The organism is Candidatus Woesearchaeota archaeon (assembly GCA_016214075.1).
In the GTDB taxonomy this organism is placed as follows: Archaea; Nanobdellota; Nanobdellia; order Woesearchaeales; family DSVV01; genus JACRPI01.
In genome coordinates this window covers 38,807-57,570 of record JACRPI010000027.1, presented here as the reverse complement: position 1 = coordinate 57,570, position 18,764 = coordinate 38,807, and the positions used below count along the sequence as shown (strand labels likewise).

At 40.4% G+C, this 18,764-nt stretch carries 20 protein-coding genes; 7 read left to right on the top strand and 13 right to left on the bottom strand.

What is annotated here, in order from left to right; translation table 11 throughout:
* Positions 1-103: 103 nt before the first annotated feature.
* Positions 104-850 (bottom strand): protein phosphatase 2C domain-containing protein, encoded by a 747-nt coding sequence (locus HZC31_05835; GenBank protein ID MBI5002884.1) that lies wholly within the window; start codon positions 848-850, stop codon positions 104-106.
* 150 nt (positions 851-1,000) lie between these two features.
* On the opposite strand from HZC31_05835, the gene HZC31_05830 reads away from it, so the two are divergent.
* Positions 1,001-1,642 (top strand): hypothetical protein, encoded by a 642-nt coding sequence (locus HZC31_05830; protein ID MBI5002883.1) that lies wholly within the window; start codon positions 1,001-1,003, stop codon positions 1,640-1,642.
* 12 nt (positions 1,643-1,654) lie between these two features.
* Here the strand turns inward: HZC31_05830 and HZC31_05825 are convergent, their stop codons facing one another.
* Both HZC31_05825 and HZC31_05820 read right to left on the bottom strand, forming a co-directional pair.
* Positions 1,655-2,245, bottom strand: coding sequence for a hypothetical protein (locus tag HZC31_05825; protein ID MBI5002882.1), 591 nt, complete (start codon positions 2,243-2,245; stop codon positions 1,655-1,657).
* Between the two features lie 2 nt (positions 2,246-2,247).
* Positions 2,248-2,472 carry a hypothetical protein gene (locus HZC31_05820; GenBank protein ID MBI5002881.1) on the bottom strand — a complete coding sequence of 75 codons (225 nt, stop codon included), beginning with the start codon at positions 2,470-2,472 and terminating at the stop codon, positions 2,248-2,250.
* Between the two features lie 188 nt (positions 2,473-2,660).
* Here HZC31_05820 and HZC31_05815 point away from each other — a divergent pair, with 188 nt between their 5' ends.
* Both HZC31_05815 and HZC31_05810 read left to right on the top strand, forming a co-directional pair.
* Complete coding sequence (locus HZC31_05815; GenBank protein MBI5002880.1) at positions 2,661-3,587, top strand: protein kinase; 927 nt, start codon at positions 2,661-2,663, stop codon at positions 3,585-3,587.
* Positions 3,587-4,576 carry a protein kinase gene (locus tag HZC31_05810; GenBank protein MBI5002879.1) on the top strand — a complete coding sequence of 330 codons (990 nt, stop codon included), beginning with the start codon at positions 3,587-3,589 and terminating at the stop codon, positions 4,574-4,576. The genes HZC31_05815 and HZC31_05810 overlap by 1 nt, the downstream gene beginning before the upstream one ends.
* 14 nt (positions 4,577-4,590) lie before the next feature.
* On the opposite strand, the gene mutS is transcribed toward HZC31_05810, so the two are convergent.
* Positions 4,591-7,131: a DNA mismatch repair protein MutS gene (gene mutS / locus HZC31_05805; GenBank protein MBI5002878.1), complete on the bottom strand. Its 2,541-nt coding sequence runs from the start codon at positions 7,129-7,131 to the stop codon at positions 4,591-4,593.
* A 24-nt stretch (positions 7,132-7,155) separates the two neighbouring features.
* Entirely contained in the window at positions 7,156-7,797 is a 642-nt protein-coding gene (locus tag HZC31_05800) for a hypothetical protein (protein MBI5002877.1), read from the bottom strand.
* A 190-nt stretch (positions 7,798-7,987) separates the two neighbouring features.
* On the opposite strand from HZC31_05800, the gene HZC31_05795 reads away from it, so the two are divergent.
* From HZC31_05795 to HZC31_05785, 3 genes are read left to right on the top strand one after another with little or no spacing between them, the layout of a single operon-like run.
* Positions 7,988-9,670, top strand: a complete 1,683-nt coding sequence (locus HZC31_05795; protein ID MBI5002876.1) for a hypothetical protein — start codon at positions 7,988-7,990, stop codon at positions 9,668-9,670.
* Between the two features lie 8 nt (positions 9,671-9,678).
* Positions 9,679-9,873: a hypothetical protein gene (locus tag HZC31_05790; protein ID MBI5002875.1), complete on the top strand. Its 195-nt coding sequence runs from the start codon at positions 9,679-9,681 to the stop codon at positions 9,871-9,873.
* A gap of 4 nt (positions 9,874-9,877) precedes the next feature.
* Entirely contained in the window at positions 9,878-10,213 is a 336-nt protein-coding gene (locus HZC31_05785) for a hypothetical protein (protein ID MBI5002874.1), read from the top strand.
* Between the two features lie 24 nt (positions 10,214-10,237).
* Here the strand turns inward: HZC31_05785 and HZC31_05780 are convergent, their stop codons facing one another.
* Complete coding sequence (locus tag HZC31_05780; protein ID MBI5002873.1) at positions 10,238-10,876, bottom strand: hypothetical protein; 639 nt, start codon at positions 10,874-10,876, stop codon at positions 10,238-10,240.
* A 339-nt stretch (positions 10,877-11,215) separates the two neighbouring features.
* Here HZC31_05780 and HZC31_05775 point away from each other — a divergent pair, with 339 nt between their 5' ends.
* Positions 11,216-12,556, top strand: a complete 1,341-nt coding sequence (locus HZC31_05775) for an adenylosuccinate synthase (protein ID MBI5002872.1) — start codon at positions 11,216-11,218, stop codon at positions 12,554-12,556.
* Here HZC31_05775 and HZC31_05770 read toward each other — a convergent pair whose 3' ends face one another.
* The 7 genes from HZC31_05770 to HZC31_05740 form a co-directional block, all read right to left on the bottom strand.
* On the bottom strand, positions 12,557-12,667 hold the full coding sequence (locus tag HZC31_05770) for a zinc-ribbon domain-containing protein (GenBank protein MBI5002871.1): 111 nt from the start codon (positions 12,665-12,667) through the stop codon (positions 12,557-12,559).
* 24 nt (positions 12,668-12,691) lie between these two features.
* Positions 12,692-13,315 (bottom strand): hypothetical protein, encoded by a 624-nt coding sequence (locus HZC31_05765; GenBank protein ID MBI5002870.1) that lies wholly within the window; start codon positions 13,313-13,315, stop codon positions 12,692-12,694.
* A gap of 4 nt (positions 13,316-13,319) precedes the next feature.
* Positions 13,320-14,426: a Glu/Leu/Phe/Val dehydrogenase gene (locus tag HZC31_05760; GenBank protein MBI5002869.1), complete on the bottom strand. Its 1,107-nt coding sequence runs from the start codon at positions 14,424-14,426 to the stop codon at positions 13,320-13,322.
* 86 nt (positions 14,427-14,512) lie between these two features.
* Positions 14,513-15,358 carry a phage antirepressor protein gene (locus HZC31_05755; protein MBI5002868.1) on the bottom strand — a complete coding sequence of 282 codons (846 nt, stop codon included), beginning with the start codon at positions 15,356-15,358 and terminating at the stop codon, positions 14,513-14,515.
* A gap of 139 nt (positions 15,359-15,497) precedes the next feature.
* Entirely contained in the window at positions 15,498-17,063 is a 1,566-nt protein-coding gene (locus HZC31_05750; protein ID MBI5002867.1) for a leucyl aminopeptidase, read from the bottom strand.
* Positions 17,064-17,115: 52 nt separating this feature from the next.
* Positions 17,116-17,550, bottom strand: a complete 435-nt coding sequence (locus HZC31_05745) for a DUF2203 domain-containing protein (GenBank protein MBI5002866.1) — start codon at positions 17,548-17,550, stop codon at positions 17,116-17,118.
* A 296-nt stretch (positions 17,551-17,846) separates the two neighbouring features.
* The gene (locus HZC31_05740; protein MBI5002865.1) at positions 17,847-18,689 is read right to left on the bottom strand and encodes a TIM barrel protein; all 843 of its coding nucleotides are present in this window, start codon (positions 18,687-18,689) and stop codon (positions 17,847-17,849) included.
* Between the last annotated feature and the right edge of the window lie 75 nt (positions 18,690-18,764).

Here is an 18,764-nt window from a genome sequence, read left to right as displayed (position 1 = left end):
GAACGTACACATAGTTGGTTCAACCGATTTAGAGGGTTATTGATTCGTTGGTCTAAAAGACCAGATGCTTACATAGGATTATTGCATCTCGCATGTGGAATAATTACATGGAGGTCAATCTAATGGGATAGGCTCTAAGTTTTCTCGCAACTGTTATTTCTTTCCGCCCTCTCCAAAGCTCATACACTTCACTGCTTAATATGTCATTACTCAACGCTTTTGTCAATCCATCCGTGCACAACAGAAAAAAATCCCCCTCTTCAACAGGATATTCTCTCCCGGCAACAGTTATGTCTCCATCTAAACCAACAAGTTTTGGTCTTTTTCTTGCCTGTTGAACATCCAAACTATTCCACGCCACTCCTGCTTCGAGAAGTTTTTTCACTTCATTTTGGTCTTCTGTGAGCTGTATAAGGGGCGCTTCTGTGCGCACATTTCCTTTGTAGATTCGTGAGTCTCCCACATGCGCAAGCTCCGCGTTGACTCTTCCATTTTCATAAATTCTTACCACACTTGCTGTTGTTCCTCCATAGGTTCCTTCTTCTTTTTTCCAGCGCTGGATTTTTTTATGACTGCTTCTGATAATTCCTTCAAGCGGGAATGCCGGCGTTGCTCCCCAGTGCATTGTTCCGTCTCGTCGTATTTCTCTCCCCACAATCACACTCGGAATTCCTCTTTCTTCCTGGGTTCCTGCGCCATCCGCGACAGCAAAAACATTTCTGTCCGCGACGATGATATCGTTGTTATAGCCTCTCATCGACCCCTTTATTGTATGCGCGCCCACGTAAAGAGCATAATTTCGGAGCAGATATGCATACTGCGTTCCATTTCTTTGCATTCTATTGGTCATCTTTTTTTAGAAACCCTATTTCCTCTTATAATTTTATCCTTATAAAAAAGTCAAGCTCATTATAATTTAGTCATCTTCATTAAATTTTGGTCGATTTTTACAAATTTCGTGACAGATAGGTATATAAATCCATACTCATTTGTGTCAATTATGGCAAGTATCAATACTTTGGTTTGGCGTTACATCGCAGATGACGTGAGTATTCAGAAAGACCTTCAACGTGGACTTATCAATATCAGAGGACTTGCTCGCTTTCTTATTGACAAATATCATCTTGACGCTTCTATGGACGCAGTTATTAGCGCAATCCGCCGCTATGAAACAGAAAATGTCTTTGAAGACAACACAAAAGATATCGATGCGGTATTACAATCTTCTGTGGTCACAACAAAAAATTACGTTTCCTGCATTACCATGAAAGAAGTGGAGTATAAAACCATTAGTCAGGACTTTGTTGGTAAAAATGTCTTAAAGGAAAATTTCAGAATGGTGAAGAGCAAAGAAATCATTAAATTATTTTTGAACCAGAAAGATCTCGACAAAAAAGTTTGCCTTTTCAACAAAGAAAATGTTCTTTCTGTCACCCCAGATCTCGCGGAAATTCGAATTACCATGAACAGCAAGGCGGCAGAAACTGTTGGTGTCTATGCACGATTAAGCCATGAAATTGCATTGCATGGTGTTTCTATCTATGAATTAATCAGCGCAGTTCCAGAAATGCTCATTTACGTGAAAAGCGATGATCTTGTCCGCGCGCATAAAGCTGTTCTTGGTTTGATGCCGAAGAGATAATTTCTATTCTTCTTATTTATTTCCATCATAATGCAATAAGTTGAATGCTTCTTCTCGTCCTCTTCTTGCTCGTTCTGCTGCAGCAGGGTCATACGATCTTCTTTCTTCATATACTCTTGCTTGCTGTCCGGCACTTTGAACTGGAATGAATCCTAATCTTCCCGTATCCCATAATAATTCTCTTGCTTCATCACCACCATTAGGATGTTCATTTGCACTTTTCAATGCCTGTATTGCATATGAGTATTCTTCTGGCTTCATCGTTGCGATTCTTTTTGCAACTAAACTTCTTGAGGCATCATTTCCGTCTGAAATTTGACGAATATAATTTAGAACAATAAAATATCTGCGCAGTTGTGTTGGATCTTTTGGCGGTAGTTCATATGGCTCAAGGAATTCTTTTCCTACAACTTTCTCATACTTGTCACATTGTCTCTCCAGCGTTTCCATCATTGCTCTGTATTTTGGCTTTTCTAGTTTTGCGAAGCCATCTATTGCAGCAGCTTTTTGTTCGTTTGTTCCTTCAGCCCACAAAGAAAGTATGTCTTCGAGAATTAGTTTGCGATTTGCAACAATATCGTTAAGAGATTGTTGTCCTACCATATCTATAAGCGACCCTCGAGATTTGATTGGTATGCTGGTCTTAAATTTAAATCTACTATTATAACTCCTCTATCTGGTGGAAGTTTACTTCTCTCATATTCTCTTCGTTGTTCAGCCCATGGATCAACTGGGACATAAACCTCTGTGCGTGGTTGTCGATCGTCAATTTGTTCTCTTCTTCTTTCTTCTTCTCTTTTTCTCCAATCAATAATATACGCATCGAGCATTGTTTACACCTGTATAGAGTTTTCACACCTACTGTTTCTTTTTACCTTGTAGGAGGCTTTTTTATTTAATCCTTATGACAAAAATGATGCTTTTTCGAAAAATCTGTTTTATTTGGTCCTCTTTTGACGTATTTGTTGGCTTATATTTTATATAAACTTTAAAAAGAATGGGTTGTTTTCTTCTGTTTATGATAAGAGATTCCCAATCTATTGACGCTGTCGTTGACGATCCTTTTGAACATTATAGCTCTGCTCACGATGCTTTATATCGTCAACTCTTTTGCGCAACGAATTGGGTAGCGGTTCTTTCTGATCGTAACCCTTTCTCTGGCAACGTTCAACCACTCAATGCTAAAAGGACAGTCTTCTCTATTTCTTCTCCTCCTGGTTCGCTTGTTGTCAAATATCTTCCGCTCACTAAATTCGGGCATAGCGAACTTCATTACACTCGTGTTTTCTCAGGAGAACTTGGGCCACGATTACTCGATGTTTCTGTTCTTGAACGTGGTGTTGAGATGGTTATGGAACAAGCAGATATGCCTCTCTCAAAACTTCTTATTGAAGATTCGGATCACCTTCTCGCACTCGCGCGCGATCTTGCATTTCTCTGTTATGAACTTGAGCTTCGCGGTTTAGGGCATTATGATCTTAAAGCAGATAACGTTCTTTGTTATATGCAAAATAGAGATAGAGAAATTCTTCGCCTTGCTGATTTTGGTGTTACAATGCCCATTCGCAGATTTGAAGAACACCATCTTGGTCTTCCAATAGGCACACCAGGATATATTCCTCCTGAAGCATATCGAGATGATCCAGAGGAGTTGGATATTCTTTATACTTCTTCTGAAACGTCTCCCTGTTCTCGCGCAGACATTTTTGCGTATGGCGTTCTTCTCTCCCACTTGCTTCAAAGAAAAAATTTGGCAAGAGACATTGATCCCGATCAACTTAAAGAACGAATGCTTTCTGGCGCGTATAGAATGGATCTCCTGCATTTTCTCTTTAGTGACGCAACTCCGGAAATTTCTGAAATTATTTATTCCTGCACGCATCCTGACCCTCGCGCGCGTCCGGAGTCTTTTGGAGACATTCTCTGCATTTTAGGTGACCCTTAATGCCTGCATATGATCCTATAGCAGCAGTGGAACAATGGAGAAATATTTCTCTTGACCGTCAGGTTCGCTGGCTTCGTCATATTTCAGGGCTTGTTCAGAAAAGATATAATGGCGCTTCTCGTCCACTGAATGTGAAAGTTGAAGCAGATGGTATTTCTTATCCAACTGTTTATGCAATTAGCACCGCACGCCTCGATGTTGCTGTTCTTCCTTTTCCAGATACTCCTCCAAATACGTTTGTCGCAAAGTATGTTCCTCGCACACTTCTTGGAGAACGAGAAGTTGTGTTTAGCCAACGTTTTTCAGATTCCATAGGTCTTCGCCTTCACTCCGCATCTTCGTTAGATCGAACAGTGGAACTTGCGTTTGAACAAGCAGAAGGATCTCTTTCAGATATTATAGATGTTGATGAATTGAGTTTAGAATCTACAACAGCATTTGCCGCTGTCGCGTATCGCATCGCAGAAGTTCTTTACGCGTTTGAAAAAGCGCAGCTTGTGCATGGTGATGTGAAACCAAACAACATTTTTGTTGTTCAAAGAGATGGGGCATCAGCACTTCGCTTAGGTGATTTTGAGTGGGCAGTTTCTTACCCAGAGTACACGCGATTGATGAAAGATTCTAATGTTGCTTTTGGGACTTGTGGCTTTTATCCTCCTGAATTCTTTACAGACAAAAGAAAAACACTACAAAATCCAACAACTCATGATATGTTTTCTTATGGCATAACACTTTATGCGCTTCTCCTTGGATCATTTCCAGGAGAAAGGATATTTGATAATCACAAAAAAGATCCTGATCGAGCACAATGTCTTCACCTTGCATATTTAGTTAGTGATGTCTATCATCAAGAGATGTTGCACGTTCTTGGTGAACTTGAGGTTCTTGCTGATCTACGAGACGTCATTCTCCGTGCAGCGCATCCGCTCCCTCAAAAGAGGTATCAATCTTTTGCTGATGTCTTGAGAAAGTTAGAGAAATATATATAGCCCTCTTATAATCTTTACAATTCAAACAACGACTTCTGCACTGCTTTTTCATTCACAATAAATCCCTGCTTTGTCTGGAGTTTGTTTTCCATCTCGCTTTCATTCTCAAGCTTTGCCTGAATTTCTTTCGCGCGGTCAATCACTTCTTTAGGCATGCCCGCAAGCTTCGCGACATGAATCCCATAGCTTTTATCTGTGCCGCCCTGCACAAGTTTTCGCAGAAAAATAATGTTGTCTCGCTCTTCCTTAACTGCAATATTATAATTCTTTACTCCTTCATACTTTTCTAAATTCGTGAGCGCGTGATAGTGCGTCGCAAACATTGTTTTTGCTTCTATTTTATTGTTGATATATTCCGCGACACTCCACGCAATACTCACGCCATCAAATGTTGATGTTCCTCTACCAATTTCGTCCATGATAATCAATGATTTATTTGTCGCGTTGTTCAAAATAGAAGCGGTTTCGTTCATCTCGACCATAAACGTGCTCTGACCATGCGTGAGATCATCGTGCGCGCCTACTCTGCAGAAAATTCTGTCCACAATGCTTATTTTCGCTTCTGTCGCAGGAACAAAACTGCCCATCTGGCTTAGCAAGGTGATCAACGCAACCTGCCTCAACACTGTTGATTTTCCCGCCATGTTTGGTCCAGTAATAATCATTGTTCTATTTTCTTTTGTTATGACAATGTCATTGGGAATATACTGCTGCTCAATCTGTTCAATCACAGGATGCCTGCCTTCTTTTATTTCAATTGCGAATTCTTCTGTTATTTCTGGTTTGCAATAATTTTTCTGTCTCGCAGTTTCCGCGAAACTATGGAGCACATCTAGCATGCCAATGCTCTGCCCCGCATTTTGCAATTTTTCTGTCTGGCTTGTTATCTGCTTAACAAGCTCCTGAAATAATTCATATTCCAAAAGATTTATTTTTTCTTCCGCGCTGAGAATCTTCTCTTCCATGACTTTGAGTTCTTCTGTAATATATCGCTCTCCATTCGCTGTTGTTTGCTTGCGGGTATATTCTTTTGGAACCAAAGGAATATTTTTCGCGGTGATTTCAATAAAGTAACCAAATACTCTGTTAAATCCAATTTTCAGTGTTTTAATTCCTGTGCGCTCTTGCTCTTTTTGTTCCATTTGTCGAATGTACGTTTTCCCATTTTTGCAAATATCATGAAGTTCATCAAGCTCTTTGCTAAATCCATTCTTTATTATATTTCCTTCTCGTATTGAGACTGGCGCATCCTCTGCAATCGCAGTCTCACAGAGTTTGACTACATCTTGACATGTTTCAATGGAAGAAAGTTCTTTGAGCATACTGCTCTCCACCAATTGAAGGATGTTTTTTATCTGCGGAATCCACGCAAGCGAATTTTTCAGCGCAAGCACATCACGGCCGTTTCCGCAGCCGAGATTCAATCGCGAAACAATCCGTTCAATGTCATAGATTTTATCAAGATGCTCCGCAATCTCTTCTTTCATCACTATTTTTTTTCGGAGTTCATCCACCGCGTCAAGCCTGTTTTCTATCGCTTCTTTTTGGAGGAGGGGTTGCATGAGCCATTTCTTGAGCATTCTGCCGCCCATCGGTGTTCTTGTCTGATCAATGGCGCTGAGAAGCGTGTGTTTCGCGGACGCGTCATGAAGACTTCTCATCACTTCAAGATTATTGAGCGTTGTTTCATCGAGAAGCATATACTGTTCATTAGAGATATATTTTATTTTTTGTATCGAAGAAACATTGGATTTCTGTGTTTCTTTGAGGTGAAATAACAACGCTCCTGCCGCGCAGGTCGCTGCTCTCTTTTCTTCAATGCCAAAACCTTCCAACGAATGGGTCTTGAAATGCCGCGTGATTGTCGCGTAGGCATTGTTGTATTGAAAGAAAAAATCCTGGATATGATTAATGAATTTATTTTTCTTTTTGCACGCTTCAAGAAATGTTGGTGTAGGTGTTTGCTTTTTTTTGCTTTCTTCTATGACTATTTCACTTGGATTATAGCGGACAATTTCATTAAGAATTTCATTTATGGGAACTTCTGCGCAGAAAAACTCGCTTGTGGAAAGATCCGCAACCGCGATGCCTACTTTCTTTCCTCCTGCCGCGCTTGTTCCTTTTGTTCCACTTATTTTACTTTCATACGCTTCTGTTGTTTCAGCGGCAATTGCCATAATATAATTATTGCTTTTGTCTGTCAGAAGTGTTTGTTCTATAATTGTGCCTGGGGTGACAATTCGGACAACGCCGCGCTTGACGACTCCCTTTGCCTGCTTTGGATCTTCCAGCTGTTCACAGATCGCGACTTTAACATTCGCGCGGACAAGTTTTGCGAGATATTGCTCCAAAGCATGATACGGAATTCCCGCAAGCGGAATTGGATGCCCATCTTTTTCTTTTCCCCGTTTTGTGAGTGTGATTTCGAGAACCTGCGCCGCTTTGATCGCGTCTTCGTAGAATGTTTCATAAAAGTCGCCCATCCGGAATAAAATGAGGCAATCAGGGTAGAGTATTTTTGTTTCATGAAACTGCTTCATTGCAGGGGTTGTCATAGAAAAAAGAGGTTCTTATTTTCTTTAAATGGGTTGTGTTTGGCTCTGTTCTTCACAATACTTTTTTACGATGTAATGGAAACTCTCTATAATCACGTATCCTGGGTCTGTAAGTCCGAGGAAAATTGTATCCCCTTCATTTCTTCTTCCAATATCCATCTGTACAAACTCCCGAAGCACAGTTTCTGTAAATGGTATTTCTTCTCTTTCCGCTTCTTCTTTTATTCTTTGGTAAAAATTATTTTCTCTCCCTTTTTCTCTGTCCATCTTGTTTACCGCAAGCCCAAGAACTCGCTGTATCTGCATTAATGCTCCTTTTGGAATTGCGAGATACTTCGCTCTTTCAGAATATTTCTGAATGTTTGCCGCATTCCCATCATCTTCTATAATTATTCTTTTGTAGTACTCTCCTATCTCTTCTTCATAGCTTGCCGCTCTTTCTATATCTTCTCCATAAAGTTCTCCGCCAGTGTTTTCTTCTTCTAATGTTCGCATATATAATCGAGGCAATGTGCTCATAAGATTGCTAAGAATTTCCAACGCAGTACATACTTCTGCAGTTGTCGTTACTCTGTCTGTTGTAATTTCATGCAGTCGTGTTTCTAAAGAACGCTCTATTTCTTCTGCTCTTTCATCAACAATTTCTATTGTATAGCTATTGGTCATACGGTATCGTGCTTTTGTTACTACTCTCTTATAGTCTTATTTTATCTTGTAAATCCCCTCCTCTTAAAAATGTTGTGTCACATTTGACTCATTTTTGGCTTTCTCTTCTTTCTTTTCTTCTGAACAGCAATGTTTAAATAGGATAACCACTTTCACATTTCCTATTATCGTCGATACTGAGGTGTTTTTCATGAATAATTCCGTCAAAACTGTTTCATTGAAGCTTATTGCGCTCCTTCTCGCGCTTTTGGTCATGCCATTCGCGGCAGCAGATTCTGTTTCTTCTCTTCTTTCCTCTTACGAGAAATCGCAGGAAAAATTTCTTGATCTTAAAGACGAACTTAAAGAATGTCAGCTTCTTGATGATGGCTGCGAAGACATAGAAGATGAGCTTCTTGACGCGGCGCTTCCTTACGCGAAAGATACAATCAACCTTATGCTCGCGTATGTGTATTACGTCAATGACGCAACAAATGCTGACGCGCAGGAAGAACTTGAACAGGCGCTTGACGACCTCCAATACGCGGATTCAAAAGAAGAATATGATGATGTCCTTGCTGCGGTGAAAACAGCATGGAAATCTATTGCAGATGATCTCAAACAAAAAACTGTAGAGGATCTTTTCGCTGCAGTGGACGCGCTTGTGGACAAAGGAGAAATTATTGACGCGAAATTAGCATGCGGCATTGGAGAATTATCCACAAGCAGCACCGCGCTTGACGACGCATATACTACATTTTCTGCAGACATCGCAAAAGCAGATGAACAAATTGACGCGGCGGAAGATCTCTTAAATTCAGGTGGAGACCTTACTGATGTTGTTGCAACAATTAAAAGCGCGCAAGAAGCGTTGAAATCTTCGCAAACTTCTCTTACGACAGCGCGCGACGCGTTAACCGCGAAAGGGGGCACTCTTTGCGCGGAAGTTGTCATTGAAGATGACGACGCTGACGAAGATGATGACGCTGAGGAAACTGAAGATGAAGAAGTAGAGGAAGAACCTGAAGAAGAAGTTGAAGAAGAACAGGATCTTGATACGCTTCTCAACGATTATGACCTTGACAGTTATTATGAAGACGCGCAAGACGCGATTGAAACCCTTGTTGAATACATTGAGGAACAACAGGGTGATGATTATGATACTTCTAAAGCAGAAGTTGTTCTTGCACAAGCTGAAGCGTATCTTGAAGACGCTGAAGAACTTGTCCTGACGAAGAAAGGGGTTGGCGCAATTTCCAAACTTCTCAACGCGCAGCAAACCGCTCAACGCGGATTAAATAGTGAATATTATAAGGCTGGTTCTGGAAGTTCCTCCGGTGGATCCGCAACTGCAGATTATCAGGCATTTGTTGATTGCATGGAAAGCGCAAGCTATTCCTACCAGCGTACCGCATGTTACGATGATTATGGTATTGACGGCGATACCCAAACAGAAATCGCTGACTGCCTTGCTGCCGCAAACGCTGAAGATGAACGTCTTGATTGCTACTCTGAAGCTGAAGAAGAAGCCGCATTGCAGGAAGGCGATGACGAAGAAGCATTGCGCGATCGCTTGGAAACACTTGAAGATGATCTTGATGATCTTGAAGATGATGTGACTGCGCTTTACAACGAGCTTTCGCAGAGCGGAGAAAGTTCCACAAGCGATGATTATAAGGATGTTGATAGTGCAATAGACGATCTTCTTGATGAAGTGCAGGAAGCAAACCAAGGATACGCTGATGACATGGATGATATTGACACAAAGATTGACCTTGGCGATGAAAGCGAGGCAGATGATCTGCTTGATGATCTTGAAGACGAAGTCGCGGATTACATTGAAGATATGGAAGCAGAAATCGCTGATATTCAAGATGATATTGACGCATTATAGGTGAGACTATGAACTACAAACATGTATTCCTTATTTTTGTTTTGGTTGTTTTATTTTTGTCTGTTATCGGTTGCGCAGACAAAGAAGCAGCTGAAACAGAAGAAACAACTGATGAAACTGAAACAACAGAAGAATCCGCAACTGCATATGATCCTGAGGTCGTTGATCAGTTGACAGAAGATCTTGATGATATGAGCTGGTAGATCCATGAAAAAACTCCTCATCAATGGTTTGTTTATTTTGGTTTTTATCGCGCTCATTGTCGCGGTAGTGATGGGTCTTTCAAAACTTCGCGCAGTTGATACTTCTGACGCAGAAGTGGATAGCTTGCTTGAGGGACAAGAACAGGCTATTGCTGATGAGAAAGCTGTGCAAGAACAGGCTGCGGTAAAAGTGAGTGTTTCAAATACTTCCGCGAATAAGACGAATACGTCGAAGACTACGACGACAAAAACAACGACCCCTAAAACAAGTTCTTCGTCATCTAAGACAGATTCTTCTGCAAATGGCGATATTGATGATTTCTTGAATGAGTTAGGATAAATGTTCGAAATATTGACACTTCAACTATATCTTCTTTGGATGATGTTTTCCTCTCCACTCATGTATTTTTCCGCTCTTGATTTCTATGTCATCCGCTCTTCGCAATGTCGCGATCTGCTTTCTTGAAAGAATAGGAAAATGCTTTGTCGCATCAATCTTATCCACAATATAACCTATGTATTCTTCGTCTGTTATCCAGTTCTTTGCATTAAATTGTTTTAGGTTTATGGGGTTTGTGTATGAACGCAATGTTTTCTTTTTTGTTTCATTTTTGATATACTCATGAAAGTATGACATGACTAATTCTCGAATTGTTTTATAGACAGGCTCTCTATATCTTAAGACCGCATGATTTGTTTTTGAAATAGCGCCCCAATGTCCATGCTGCTTAAACACTGCTATGACATGATCTTCATCACTCTTTACCGCAGTGAGATCGACAATTAATGGAGGTTGTCCGTGAAATTGGAGGATTGCCGCTGCAAGACACGCCGCCTCTATGCAATGCGCGCGATTTTGTTTGAGTACTTCCCGCGGAGAAAAAAATGTATCTTCTCCTGACGCTTCAAAGTTAATGGGAATGGTGTCTATAAGATCTTGGATTTTTTGTGGTGTATCGTATTTTCTGAATAGATTTATTTCATCTTGATTTAAGCCGAACATGTTATCTCTTTATTTTGTACTTTATTTAATATTTTGTTTTTTTGGAGTGTATGACATGATCTTCTTTTACTAAACGAAAATCAGGAAAAAATAACAACAATAATGGCGGCCTACGGACAAAATTCTCTGAATTTTGTCCTACGCGACACCCCAAGGGGTCATCCCCCGTCGCGTCGGCGCCATTGTTGTTATTTTTTTACCGTATTAAAGCACATAGGCTCGAGCGTTTCATGCGAGAGCCTATGTGCTGAGACGCGAGCATTTGTCGAGCGTCTCATTTTCATTTTTGAATTCTATTCCCAAACGATAAACAATATAAACTCAGCAACTCTCACTGATATTATGGTTTCTGTAATTATTGGCGGGCAATTTGGCGATGAAGGCAAAGGCAAACTTGTCGATGTTTTCGCGAAAGACGCAGCGTACATTGTTCGCTATCAAGGAGGCGCAAACGCAGGACACACCCTCAACGTCAACGGCAAAGAAACAATTCTTCATTTAGTGCCATCCGGTATTCTCTATCCGCACACGAAAAATGTGATTGGCAATGGTGTTGTTGTTGATCTTCTCGCGCTCAAAGAAGAACTTGATGTTCTTCATGAAGCGGGAATTTCTGTTTCTGGCAGATTATTTCTCAGCGATCAGGCGCACATTCTTTTTCCGTGGCATCGCCTTCTTGATGGGCTTCATCATAAAGGACGCCTCGGAACAACAGGTCGTGGCATTGGTCCAGCGTACGCGGACAAAATTAACCGTGTTGGCATTCGCTTTGGCGATTTCTTGACTCCTCATCTCTTTGCGGAAAAATTCAACGCGCAATATGACGCAGCTGTGTATTCCCTACAACAACATTGCACTTCTGTTTATGATGTGCAGGAAATGCTTCGCGACATGAAGTATGCTGAGGTCGATATTACTCGTTATTTTTCTCTTGAACATTGGCTTGATAAACATCAGATTCTTGTGGAATATACCGCGATCTTGACTCCTTTATTGTCTTCGATTTGCAATACTCCTGTCCTTCTTCATAATGCGATTATTAGTCATGAAAAGGTTGTCTTGGAAGGCGCGCAGGGAACATTCCTCGATGTTGATCATGGGACGTATCCTTTTGTGACCTCTTCCAGTACGACAGCTGGTGGCGCTTGCACAGGTTCTGGTATTGCGCCCCGTTACATTGGCAATGTGTATGGTATCTTTAAGGCGTACACGACTCGTGTGGGAGAAGGACCATTTCCGACTGAATTGCAGGATGCTGTTGGAGAGAAACTTCGCGCAATTGGGCATGAATATGGCGCAACAACCAAACGACCGCGACGCTGTGGGTGGTTTGACGCAGTGCTTGCGAAACATTCTATTCTGGTGAATGGCATGACGGGGATTATTCTTACAAAGCTCGATGTGTTGAGCTCATTTGAGGAGATTAAGATTTGTGTTGGATATGAGTACAATGGGAAGCCGCTTGATGTATTTCCAAGTAATGCCGAGATTTTGTCTCGTGTGAAACCCGTGTATGTTTCTGTTCTTGGCTGGAATACAGATATTACTTCTTGCACTTCTATTGACCAGCTTCCTGACAACTGTCAAGCATACATTAAGAAACTAGAAGAAGCAATAGGAAACCCTATTTCAGTGATTTCTGTCGGACCTGAACGGGAACAGACGATTTTTGTTGAGTAATTATTCTTTCTCTTCTTTCTCAATATCCATTCCACATTCGTCGCAGTACGTTGCCTTTTCCTCGAGCTCATTGCCACAAAAGGAACATCCTACTTGTTGGGGGATTTGCATGCTGGTTTTATGGCAAGAAGAGTATTAATATTTTGTTGTTTTGGTGAGTATTTCTGTCTTTTCGTTGTTTTTCTTTCGTTTATACTTACTTGAAAGATAAATTGCTACTATAGCAGGTAGCAATCCAAATGGCTGAGAAAATTCTGCTTCACTTAAAGGTACTTTGGTGATGATAGAAAATGTTGCCCCTATAAGTAATTCTGCCATAAAATTGACTATTCCCGTCACAAAAAAGAACCATATGCATATCCTGTTTTTATCAAACTCTATTGCTTTCTTATCTATTCTTTTTAACGTTTCTTTTAGGACAAAATAATAAACAGTCAAATTTACTCCAATCACAAAGAAAGTATAACCTAACTCAATACCGCTACTATATTCTTTAAGATTGAATAATGCTATCATTATTGGTTCAATAAACCATAGTAAAAAAGAAATGATGGATGTGATGATTACAAAGTAAATGCTGTTCCTTATTGTGATTTTATTATGTATTTGTTTATCACTTTTTGATAAATCTATTTGTCCTTTTTTTCTTTTTTTGAATGGTCTAATTCTCAATACATACAATAATAGTATTACCAGAGAGCCGATTACAAGGATAAAGTTGAGTATAATTAATATAATTCCAATCAATCGAACATCCATATTCTCAAACCTTACACGTCGTACACTTCTTGAGCACGCGTTCCTGCGCGATCTGTTCTGCGACCATACGTGGCATCTTCTTCTCTTTCGCTGCGCGGGTTAAGACTTCTTCTGTATTCCGCACAATCTTTTCTTCGACGACTTTGAACATATATTTTTCATCTTTACCAATATGTTCTACCCACGAAGAAATAACGCCGCCCGCGTTCGCGACAAAGTCAGGCACGACAAGAATTCCTTTTTCGTGCAACATTTTCTCCGCGTTGACACTCATCGGAATATTACTTCCTTCAACAATCAATTTTGCTTTCACTTTTGAAACATCGCTGTCTTTAAGTAAATCTGGAATCGCCGCAGTCACGAGGACGTCGCAATCCACCGCAATCACTTCTTCAGCAGGATGCACTGTTCCTTCGCCATACAACGTGACTGTTTTTTTCTCAGCTTTTGTTTTCGCGAGTTTTTCAAAGTCAAATCCTTTTTGATTGACGATAAGTCCTTTTGAATCAGAAACCGCGACCACTTTGCCTCCTGCTTCTGTCACGAACTTTGCGACAAACCAGCCAACATTTCCAAATCCTTCAATCGCGACACGAATTCCTTTGACATCTTTTTTCATGTGCTTTAACGCGACAAGCATGGAATGGAAACACCCAAATCCTGTACTGCCGAGTTCATGCGGAATTCCGCCAATTGTTTTTGGTTTTCCCGTGCACGCTTTCATCGAGCCATTTGCTTTCGCGAAGACTTCCATTTCATGCTCTGCCATGTTCATGTCAGGTCCTGCGACATATAAAGATGGACAGACTGCTTTTAGCGCTTCGGAAAACGCAGCGACGAGTTCGTCTTTCTTTTCCTGTGATATTTTTCTGTCATCCGCGATAATGCCTGCTTTCGCGCCGCCAAAGGGGAGATCCGCAAGCGCGTTTTTCCAGGTCATTGCTCGCGCTAATCGTGATACTTCTGTAATAGAAACTGTTGGAGTCATACGAATGCCGCCTTTTCCAGGACCAAGCGCGGTGTTGTCGATGACGACAAATCCATGCACGCCTATTTTTGGATTATATACTTCAAGAATCTTTTCCGGACCAAAGTTATCGAATGTTACCATTGTTATCACTCCTTATTTCTTAATGCCAAAATGAAGAAGGCGCAGTTTTTATAGTTTGTGAATTGAAGAAAAAATACCCTCATTTTTTATATCTTCTTATTTTCAAGCTTTTTCTTTTCCGTTAAGTTCAAAAAATTGTTTTTGGAAACGACATTTTCTCCAGTTTCCTGCTCTAGTTCCTTTCTCGCGTTCTGTGCTATTTGCCCTCCTCTTTGCGCAGCTTGTTTATTCTCATAAAATCCTTGTGCATCTCTTGTTTTTGTTATATCTGTTGTCGCTTTCTCTCCAAACATAGTAAAAATGAGCTCCCAATCACTCATATGATCTCGTAAGTTTTGATTTTTCTTACTTATTCCTTTGAAATCTTTGTATTCTTGTACTGTCTTTCCAAACGTTGCTTTTGTAATCTCATTTGTTAAGATTGCAAAGTCTGTTTCTTCTGTTATACCCCTTCCTTTCCATTCTTCTGTCAGTTCTTGCCGTATTGCTATGCCTCTGAGTCTTTTATCAATCCAATCTTTGGGATATCCTTTGAGTTCGTAGTATTCTTTTACTCGGTCTTGTGCCAGTTCAGGGTTTTCTATCTCTTGAATTCGTTCATACCCTACTTGCGCTAACCACTGTTTGAAAGGTTCTGCTTTCTTTGATGGAATTGATTGAATGATACGGAATAATGTCCGTGTATTGGCACAATCTGTCTCTCGTAATTTTCCATCTTCAGCAGGAAGTTTCAACTGTACACAATTTGTGGACAGTTCAATTCCTTGTTCAGCTTCCCTTGTTTTAAGCATTGACCAATAGTTTCGTGGATTATTGCTTTCAGTAAGAGCTTCAACAACATCAACAACAGAAAAATACCATTCCTCATTATACCATATTCTTCTTATTTTTTTATCTTGAAATACTACTAAGTGTTTGTTTTCATCAGCCATAAAATAAGATTATTTTCCAACTTTATATACTTCACGCTGGCGTGTCTAGTGTGGGGAGTGGCACTGCTTTACTGAGAATAACCGCACGAGACACAAGTTTTGTCTTGTGGGGTTCTTTCTTTTCCAGAGGAATGATACTTCATTTCTTTTCTTCTACTGTTTCTTTCTTTGTACTGTTTTCCAAATATTGTACAAGCAATCGCAATCCAACTCCTGTTGAACCTTTTTGCACATAATCATTATCTCCATCTGCCCAGGATGTGCCGCCAATATCAAGATGCAGCCACTTGCTGTCTCCGATAAACTCCTTCAAGAACACCGCGCCAGCAATCGTGCCTGCCTCTCCTTTTGGTCCACCAATATTTTTGATATCCGCGACATCGCCTTTGATACTTTCACTGAAATCATCAAATAATGGAAGTTGCCAGCAGCGTTCAAATGTTTCATTTCCCGCAATGATCATGCGATCAACCATGTTTTGTTCATTGCCCATAATCGCGGTGACTGATTTTCCCAACGCGACAAACGCCGCGCCTGTCAACGTCGCGATGTCAATAATTTCTTCTGGTTTGAACTTTGTCGCAAAATGCAGCGCGTCAGATAGAATTAATCTTCCTTCCGCGTCTGTATTCATGATCTCTACTGTTTTTCCATTGGATGCTTTAACGACGTCTCCTGGCTTTACCGCTGTTCCAGACGGCATGTTTTCCACTGTTGGAACAATCGCAACGAGATTTATTGGTAATTTTAATTCTGCCGCAGTTTTAATGACATTAAGCATAATCGCGCCACCAGTCATGTCATGTTTCATTGTTTCAATGGAACCTGTTGGTTTGAGGTTTATTCCCCCTGAATCAAAAGTCACTCCTTTTCCGACCAATGCGATTGGCGCTTTTGCTTTTGACCCTCTATACTCTACGACAATTAACGCAGGTTTTTGGCTGCTTCCTTGGCTGACCGCAAGAATGCAATTCATGCCTTGTCTGCGCATATCCGCTTCATCAAGAATTGTGCATTTCATCCCACACTTTTTCGCGTACTTTCTCGCTGTTTCCGCGAGATACGTTGGCGTGACCAGATTTGACGGACCATTCGCAAGATCTTTGACTGCGTTTGCATGTTCTGCGATGATCGCAGCGCGCTCTATTGCTTTGGTGATTGCACTTGGATTTTCATCTGCGTCAAGATAAAAGAAAAGTTTTGTTGGTTTTTTGTTCTTTGCTTTTTCCTGTGTTTTGTATGTATCATAAAGATACGAACTTAAGACTGCTCCTTCTGTCAACGCAGCGTATGCTTGTTCAGGAGTGATGTTTTTCAGTCCATAACACGGACTCATAATCGTGAAATCTTTTTCTTTGTATTGCTGCAATCCTTTGACCATCTTTCCCGCGAGTTTTCTTAAGGATTCTAACGTTACTTTTTCAGGATCACCAAGACTTGCGAGAATGATTCGCTTTGCGTGAATTTTCCCTAATGTTAATGTGGTACATGTTTTGTTGTTGACGTGAAACTCATCATCATCGTGGACTATTTTTGTTAACGCGTCGTTGAAAAGGGTGTCCACTTTTGTGTATGCTTCTGTTTTGTTCGCGATATTTTTGAATAGCGGAATAACAAGTGTTCCTGTTTCTATATGCTCAACTGGTCCTGTTTTTATGCTGACATCCATGCTCTGCTCACCTGCTTCAGAAGTAAACCATTTCATGAGAAAATGACAATCTGTTCAACTATTTAAAGGTTGAGAAAATAAGATTTTTTTACAACTCTTCGATCCCTTTTCTCTCAGAAAATCCTGTTTCTAACGAATGCCAATGTTGGATACTTTTCTCTCCTATTTTCCAGCAGAGGAATATTTCTTTTCCTTCTTTTGTCTTGCTGTAAAAATCAACAAGCCCTTGTTCTATGTCTTTGACATAACAGCCATGCGAGATGATTGCATCGAGATGACTGTAAATAGTGAGGTAGAGTTTGTGATATTCCTTCGTGTAGCGGATGTTTTTTGCGTGCGACAGAAATTCATCATTGAATTCCAGTTCAATGCTTAGCAGGAGTCGTAGCGCGTCGAGCAATCGGTGCACTTCCAGAATATGCTCTTCAATTTGTGGAAGAAGAAGATTCGCCTGTTCTACGGAGAAGTACTTTTTTCCTGGAAGATGCAGGGTTGTTTGCAGCTCTTCGAGTTTTGGGATCATTGCATTCTTTAGGTGTTGCTTCTATTTATTGGTTGTTGTTTTTGTTATTCTCTTTCTTTGTTTATTTTATTATTGCTTGATCTGTTCTTATCTCTATAAAACCCCATTGCACTTCTGTGCAATGGGTCCCCCTGACATTTTTTGCTTTGCTGGTGCGCGTAATTTTTTTACTGCTCAGCTCCTCCTTGCCTTGCTGCTCCATGAATCGCCTTGCAGTCCTATTGAATCCCTATGCTATTATTAATTTTTTATAACGGATTGAGAATATAAACAATGAATCGAAAAATAACGAGAAGTTAAATGCTATTATAATATTTCTTCAACAATAACGCGTCCTGCTCAATATTTGGACTTTCGCAGATCAAAACACCTGTACAGTTAAATTCTTTGAGTGTTTTCAGCAGATCTTTATAATTCATATCTGATTCTTTTAGTGGAAGATGGTTTCTCTCTCCTTTTTCTGAATAATTAATGCCCGCAAGATGAATATGCATTTCCTTCAGCGCTGTTTTTCCCAACGTCTTTTCATAGAAACTCAGCATTTCATGGAACTCATCTTTTGTATTTAACTTTCCGCCAGTTCTCGCGTGCAAATGCGCGAAATCAATGCATGGAAGTACTTGGTCAAACTCTGCGCTGAGATTGCACAATTCTTTCAAATCTCCAAACTGCGTTGGCTTGCCTGTTGTTTCTGGCCGAACCCATATTTTTAGTCCCGCGTCTTTGACTTGCTGCATTACTTCTGTCATGTGTTTTTTCACTATGTTATACACTTTCTGCGGATCCTGCTTTTGATAAAACGCGGCATGAAACGTCACGCTATATCCTCCACACGCGTTCGCGACTGTCGCAGCGTTGAGAATTCGTTGAATGCTCGCAGGAATTTTTTCTTTTTCTAATGACGCGAGATTGATGAAATATTGTCCATGGCAAGTGAGCGCGACTTCACTTTCTTCCGCGACTTTTTTTATTTCTGGCGCTTTTTCAAGTTTAATATTGACTGATTGCACAAACTCTAACTCCATCGCGTCAAGACTGAGATTGTTGACTTGTTGTATTCCTGTTGCAGTTGATCTTCCTTTTTGCGGTGTGCTTAATGGAATACCGCTTGTCCCAAAGAGAAGTTTGTTGAAGGTCATTAAATTTTATATCTCCTTTTCGTTTATATACTTTTTTAGTTGAATCCAAAAACTACATAAATAACATTTCTCTAA

What these genes read in the sequence shown, in the direction of transcription:
- HZC31_05835 (MBI5002884.1), bottom strand. Translation starts at nt 850, where the DNA reads ATGACCAATAGAATGCAAAGAAATGGAACGCAGTATGCATATCTGCTC.
- HZC31_05830 (MBI5002883.1), top strand. Translation starts at nt 1,001, where the DNA reads ATGGCAAGTATCAATACTTTGGTTTGGCGTTACATCGCAGATGACGTG.
- HZC31_05825 (MBI5002882.1), bottom strand. Translation starts at nt 2,245, where the DNA reads ATGGTAGGACAACAATCTCTTAACGATATTGTTGCAAATCGCAAACTA.
- HZC31_05820 (MBI5002881.1), bottom strand. Translation starts at nt 2,472, where the DNA reads ATGCTCGATGCGTATATTATTGATTGGAGAAAAAGAGAAGAAGAAAGA.
- HZC31_05815 (MBI5002880.1), top strand. Translation starts at nt 2,661, where the DNA reads ATGATAAGAGATTCCCAATCTATTGACGCTGTCGTTGACGATCCTTTT.
- HZC31_05810 (MBI5002879.1), top strand. Translation starts at nt 3,587, where the DNA reads ATGCCTGCATATGATCCTATAGCAGCAGTGGAACAATGGAGAAATATT.
- mutS (MBI5002878.1), bottom strand. Translation starts at nt 7,131, where the DNA reads ATGACAACCCCTGCAATGAAGCAGTTTCATGAAACAAAAATACTCTAC.
- HZC31_05800 (MBI5002877.1), bottom strand. Translation starts at nt 7,797, where the DNA reads ATGACCAATAGCTATACAATAGAAATTGTTGATGAAAGAGCAGAAGAA.
- HZC31_05795 (MBI5002876.1), top strand. Translation starts at nt 7,988, where the DNA reads ATGAATAATTCCGTCAAAACTGTTTCATTGAAGCTTATTGCGCTCCTT.
- HZC31_05790 (MBI5002875.1), top strand. Translation starts at nt 9,679, where the DNA reads ATGAACTACAAACATGTATTCCTTATTTTTGTTTTGGTTGTTTTATTT.
- HZC31_05785 (MBI5002874.1), top strand. Translation starts at nt 9,878, where the DNA reads ATGAAAAAACTCCTCATCAATGGTTTGTTTATTTTGGTTTTTATCGCG.
- HZC31_05780 (MBI5002873.1), bottom strand. Translation starts at nt 10,876, where the DNA reads ATGTTCGGCTTAAATCAAGATGAAATAAATCTATTCAGAAAATACGAT.
- HZC31_05770 (MBI5002871.1), bottom strand. Translation starts at nt 12,667, where the DNA reads ATGCAAATCCCCCAACAAGTAGGATGTTCCTTTTGTGGCAATGAGCTC.
- HZC31_05765 (MBI5002870.1), bottom strand. Translation starts at nt 13,315, where the DNA reads ATGGATGTTCGATTGATTGGAATTATATTAATTATACTCAACTTTATC.
- HZC31_05760 (MBI5002869.1), bottom strand. Translation starts at nt 14,426, where the DNA reads ATGGTAACATTCGATAACTTTGGTCCGGAAAAGATTCTTGAAGTATAT.
- HZC31_05755 (MBI5002868.1), bottom strand. Translation starts at nt 15,358, where the DNA reads ATGGCTGATGAAAACAAACACTTAGTAGTATTTCAAGATAAAAAAATA.
- HZC31_05750 (MBI5002867.1), bottom strand. Translation starts at nt 17,063, where the DNA reads ATGAAATGGTTTACTTCTGAAGCAGGTGAGCAGAGCATGGATGTCAGC.
- HZC31_05745 (MBI5002866.1), bottom strand. Translation starts at nt 17,550, where the DNA reads ATGATCCCAAAACTCGAAGAGCTGCAAACAACCCTGCATCTTCCAGGA.
- HZC31_05740 (MBI5002865.1), bottom strand. Translation starts at nt 18,689, where the DNA reads ATGACCTTCAACAAACTTCTCTTTGGGACAAGCGGTATTCCATTAAGC.